The following is a 4582-nucleotide window of genomic DNA, read 5'->3' on the forward strand; positions in this document are numbered from 1 at the left end:
TACCAGCCGGCCATCGACCAAGCCGTCATGCTTCACCGTCGCCACGGCCTCGTCCTCCACGTCGATCTTCACGTCAGTCATTCGGTTCCTCCTTGCTCAGGAGTTACACCGAAAATCGTATAGACCCCCTCGACGGGTGCGTTCGAGGCGGTCGAGCTCCGTGACGGCGACACCGCCCACTACGGCGGCCGCGGCGTGCAGAAAGCCCTCACCGGCATCCGGACAGAGATTGCACCCCTCCTCACCAGCCGCCCCTGGCACTCCCTGCATGAACTGGATGACGCCCTCCGGGAGCTGGATGGGACACCGAACCTTGCGCGGTTGGGCGCGAACGCGGTCATCGCCGTGTCGATCGCCGCAGCCCGCGCGTTCGCGGTCAACCAGGGCCTGCCCTTGCACCAGTGGATTGCCGAGACAACCGGCTCTGCCGAGCTATTGCCGGTGCCGCACTTCAACGTCCTGAACGGCGGCGCGCACGCCGCCAACGACCTCGTCTTCCAGGAGTTCATGATCGCCCCCGTCGGCGCGACCGATGAAGCATCAGCGATAGAGACCGGCGCTGCGGTCTACCACGCCCTCGCCGCACTCGTGCGATCCCGGTACGGCGCCGTCGGGCTTGGCGATGAGGGCGGCTTCGCCCCGCCGATCAGCCACCCCACCGAAGCCCTCGACCTCCTCGTCGAAGCGATCACCACGGCAGGGTTCACCCCCGGGGTGAATGACGTCGCGATCGCGATGGACCCAGCAGCGAACGGCTTCTACGAAAACGACGCCTATGCGATCGCCGGCCAGCAATACAGCAGGGAAGACCTCACCCGGTTCTACGTCGACCTGCTCGACCGGTACCCGATCCGGAGCATCGAGGATGGCTTCGCCGAAGACGACCACGCCGGCTGGCAGCTCCTTCACCAAGCGGCGGCCAGCCGGGTGCAGCTCGTCGGCGATGACCTCTACGTCACCGACCCGGCCCGTATCCAGGACGGCGCCGACAACGGCTACTCAAACGCCGCGCTGATCAAACCGAACCAGATCGGCACCGTCACGCAGACCTTCGACGCGATCGCTGCCGCCCGCCGCAACGGTATGGCATGCATGATCTCGCACCGCTCCGGCGAAACGGAAGACACTTTCATCGCCGACCTCGCTGCCGGAACCGGTGTCGGCCAAATCAAATCCGGCGCCCCGGCCCGCGGCGAACGCGTCGTGAAATACAACCGCCTCGCCCAAATAGAAGCCCGCAACCCTGCTCTCGGGTACGGGCTGGCATGAGCATTCCCCGCGACCCCGCGACCAGGCAGCGTGCTGACCCGGACGAGATGCTGCCCCTGGATAGCGATACCGACGTCAATGACATACCCACCAGCGGACCCGTCCGCCCGATTCACCTGCGATGGCCCTACATCGGACTCGTCGCCGCAGGAGGGACGGCCGGTACCGCTGCCCGCGAGGGCATCAGCCTCATGATCCCGTCTGTGTCGGGTATCCCTGTCGCGATCTTCGCCATCAACATTGTTGGCGCCCTATTCCTCGGCGCGCTTCTCGAAGGGCTTGCCCGTCGAGGGGCCGACGAGGGCCGGCGGCGGACCCTGCGGCTGCTTCTCGGAACAGGGTTCGCTGGCGGTTTCACGACCTACAGCGCCCTCGCAACCGATACCGGGTTCCTTCTCCTCGACGGGCACCCCTGGAGTGGCATCGGATACGCGATCGCCACCGTCGTGATCGGGGCCGTCGCGACTCTCGCAGGGATCGGGCTGGCAGCCGCGCATCACCGACACCGCCACCCCGATACAGGGTCGGGGGATCCCCAGTGACGCCGCTTCTCTTTGTCGGGTTATCCGCCGCGGGCGGTGCCGGATCTGTTCTTCGGCTGGTTGCCGACGGCACCATCAAATCTCACACCAGAGCGTCCTTCCCGATCGGGACGATGATCATCAACATCACCGGAGCTTTCCTTCTCGGGTTCATCACCGAAACCGCGTTCCAAGGGGTGCTCCCCGATGCGTGGCGCTTGATCATCGGCACCGGACTCCTGGGTGGGTACACCACCTTCAGCACCGCAAGCTTCGAAAGCATCCGCCTCATCCAACAACACCGGTACGTTCCCGCCCTGGCGAACTCCCTCGGGATGCTCGGCCTCGCGATCCTCGCCGCCCTCGCAGGCGCCGGAATAGGGAGCTTCCTGTAAGTTCACATCACCCCACAGACTGGTCTGCCGTGTGCCCGATGGTTCTCGTACGACAGACCACCCGAACACTCCTCGAACAGCACGAAGGTTTCCACGGCCTCCGGTTCGGGAGTGAGAGGGGAAGACCCTACCTACCGAGATGGGGCCTTCCCCTCGCCCACCCAGACGTCCACAGCCCACTCCGGTCAAACACCGTCGTCCTAACCAGCCACTGAGCTTTGCGACTCACACTCGGGTACACGCGGGTGAGTACCGCTGCGCAGGATGCGCAGCTGCAGGTCGAAGCTCTCGTGAAGATCGGGGTGCAGCAGCGGGACATCTTCTCCGACGTCCGGCTTAAGGGGCCTGAAACGCTACCCGATTTTGTCTGGTTGCTGGGATCGGGGATTAGTCGCGGAGTGTGTCGAGCGTGTCGAGCGGCACGTAGAACGTGACCTCGCCGGTTTCCGTGTCGACCCGCGCCTTCAGATTCACCTTCTGCATCATCCGATGACCATGGGAAATAGCGACCTTGTACGACGATGCAGCATAAACGTCACAGTCTTCGATGTGCTCAACCATTGACCAAGTCTATCCAACGTCGTTTCAGCGCCTACCCGGACGACGAGGGTCCGCGAATACCATCAATAGGACCGCCCGACAGCGACCTCGAAACCGAGGCCACTGAACTTCAAGACCGGGGTGTGACCTTCACCGGGAATATCCCGGTGACCACGAATGGGGCCTGAGCGTCCCGCTCACCGGAACTGAACGCATCAACCTCCAGCTCCACACCCCCGAACCTACGGATCCTGCAAACACGAACGCACCCAACCCGATCCGGGGCGGGTGCGTTTCGTGTTCGGTCGGGCATGGCCGGCGGACGCCTATTCTTCGAGTTTCAATGCGACACCGAGAGCGAAGAACGTGGGCGCCCAGTGGCCAACGAAAATACCCCACCGGTCCGACTGGGCTTTGTCATCAGTCTTCTTCCCTCGAGAGATCAGCCACGACGTCAACGACAACCCGATCGATGCGAAACCGGCCAGGTATGCGTACTCACTTTTGAACCCGAACCCCTGCAACGATTTGACCGGATTGAACACAACTCTCTCAACAGCCTTCTTAGCCATCACCATCTCCTCAGGGCAAAGTCCCACACATCCGGGACGCTTCCTCCACCCTGACACATCCACCACCCAGTCCACTGACGGCCACACAGGGTCTGCACAGGGTCGCAGCTACCAGCAACCGCCGCCCGCCAGCCCCAGCCGGAACACCCGCCGATCTGATCGAAACGTCCTCACCAACACCAGCTCAGTAAACCTTTAGCGCGCGGGTTCGTCAGCAAACCAGTCACGCGCAACATTCCGTACCTGGACTACGACCCGCGATCTGTAACGCCCCCTCGCCCGTCATCCTGCCGGGTTCATGACCGGCCGACGGTTCGCCCATCGCTCGACGTGTGCCGACTCCTCGGCGAGGCCCATCGACACCACCCCATCCGCCCACGAAGACGTCATCACGTCAACGACCCGATACGCCGGTATAGCGTTGCCCGTGACATGCCCAGATCCCGTGCGACCTGCGCCGCCGGCTCCCCACCATCAATAAGACGCCTCGCGTTCATGACCTGACTATCCGTGAACTGCTGACGCCTCCCGCCCAGGTCCTTCCCCGCCGCACGACGCTTAGAAACGCTGTCGGTGATGCGTTCTCGTTTAATGTCGAGCTCCATCTGCGCGAGAGCCGCCATCACCGTGAACACCATCGACCCCATCGGCGTTCCCGTGTCCACATTCCCACCCCCCAGGTTCAACACCCGAAGCCCCACGCCTCTGCCCCGGAGCATGTCCGGCAACGCGAGCATGTTCTGCGTCGACCGGCCCAAACGGTCAAGAGTCGTCACAACCAGAGTGTCACCGTCATGCAACGCCAACAACGCCCGATCAAACTCCGGCCGGCTCGCCCTGGCCCCACTCACCCCATGATCCACATACAAATCATCCCGGCGCACCCCAGCAGCCAAAAGATCTTGCTCTTGACGGTCGGTGTCCTGGTTCTTCGTCGACACCCGCGCATACCCAATCAACCTGCCCACAACCACTCCCCCACCTGTCCTACAATCGTACTTCGCTACACCAATTCTAGAGGGAGGTTGCGACACATAGCTGCGAGAATCAGACCGTGTCAGAAGCGCCGGGGTCTGTCAAGAATTCGGTGTAACTAGTGTTGTTGTGGGTTAGCGTCCGACGGTGAGTCGGCCGTTGAAAGTGATGTCGAACGCGTTGAGCGCGGCCTTCCATCGTTGGGTCCAGCGGGCCCGCCCTTGGCCGGTCGGATCCAGGCTCATCACGGCCAGGTAGACACATTTCAGTGCGGCTTGCTCATTGGGGAAATGTCCCCTGGCGCGGACCG

The 4582-nt window shown here is 63.1% G+C and carries 5 protein-coding genes and 3 pseudogenes; 4 read left to right on the forward strand and 4 right to left on the reverse strand.

From position 1 onward, the window contains the following. Positions 1 to 141: 141 nt before the first annotated feature. The 4 genes and pseudogenes from eno to B7R21_RS19050 form a co-directional block, all read left to right on the forward strand. Positions 142 to 1269 (forward strand): annotated as a pseudogene (gene eno, locus B7R21_RS19035) (phosphopyruvate hydratase); the annotation flags it as partial. A gap of 47 nt (positions 1270 to 1316) precedes the next feature. Beyond that, positions 1317 to 1811, forward strand: coding sequence for a fluoride efflux transporter FluC (locus tag B7R21_RS19040; RefSeq protein WP_116284835.1), 495 nt, complete (start codon positions 1317 to 1319; stop codon positions 1809 to 1811). After that, positions 1808 to 2185 carry a fluoride efflux transporter CrcB gene (gene crcB / locus B7R21_RS19045; RefSeq protein WP_116284834.1) on the forward strand — a complete coding sequence of 126 codons (378 nt, stop codon included), beginning with the start codon at positions 1808 to 1810 and terminating at the stop codon, positions 2183 to 2185. Before B7R21_RS19040 ends, crcB begins: the two co-directional genes overlap by 4 nt. Positions 2186 to 2403: 218 nt before the next feature. Next, positions 2404 to 2517 (forward strand): annotated as a pseudogene (locus tag B7R21_RS19050) (recombinase family protein); the annotation flags it as partial. Positions 2518 to 2572: 55 nt separating this feature from the next. Here B7R21_RS19050 and B7R21_RS20340 read toward each other — a convergent pair. From B7R21_RS20340 to B7R21_RS19065, 4 genes and pseudogenes are all read right to left on the reverse strand, one after another. Beyond that, on the reverse strand, positions 2573 to 2746 hold the full coding sequence (locus B7R21_RS20340) for a hypothetical protein (protein WP_172592292.1): 174 nt from the start codon (positions 2744 to 2746) through the stop codon (positions 2573 to 2575). 305 nt (positions 2747 to 3051) lie between these two features. Next, the gene (locus tag B7R21_RS19055) at positions 3052 to 3297 is read right to left on the reverse strand and encodes a hypothetical protein (RefSeq protein WP_116284836.1); all 246 of its coding nucleotides are present in this window, start codon (positions 3295 to 3297) and stop codon (positions 3052 to 3054) included. 389 nt (positions 3298 to 3686) lie between these two features. Beyond that, positions 3687 to 4265: a recombinase family protein gene (locus B7R21_RS19060; protein ID WP_116284837.1), complete on the reverse strand. Its 579-nt coding sequence runs from the start codon at positions 4263 to 4265 to the stop codon at positions 3687 to 3689. A 141-nt stretch (positions 4266 to 4406) separates the two neighbouring features. Continuing rightward, a pseudogene (locus B7R21_RS19065) lies at positions 4407 to 4582 on the reverse strand (IS256 family transposase); the annotation flags it as partial.

The organism is Subtercola boreus, assembly GCF_003399625.1.
Lineage (GTDB): Bacteria > Actinomycetota > Actinomycetes > Actinomycetales > Microbacteriaceae > Subtercola > Subtercola boreus_C.

Excerpts from the sequence above, each read along its gene's own strand:
- B7R21_RS19040 (WP_116284835.1), top strand. The coding sequence starts at position 1,317 with ATGCTGCCCCTGGATAGCGATACCGACGTCAATGACATACCCACCAGC.
- B7R21_RS20340 (WP_172592292.1), bottom strand. The coding sequence starts at position 2,746 with ATGGTTGAGCACATCGAAGACTGTGACGTTTATGCTGCATCGTCGTAC.
- B7R21_RS19055 (WP_116284836.1), bottom strand. The coding sequence starts at position 3,297 with ATGGCTAAGAAGGCTGTTGAGAGAGTTGTGTTCAATCCGGTCAAATCG.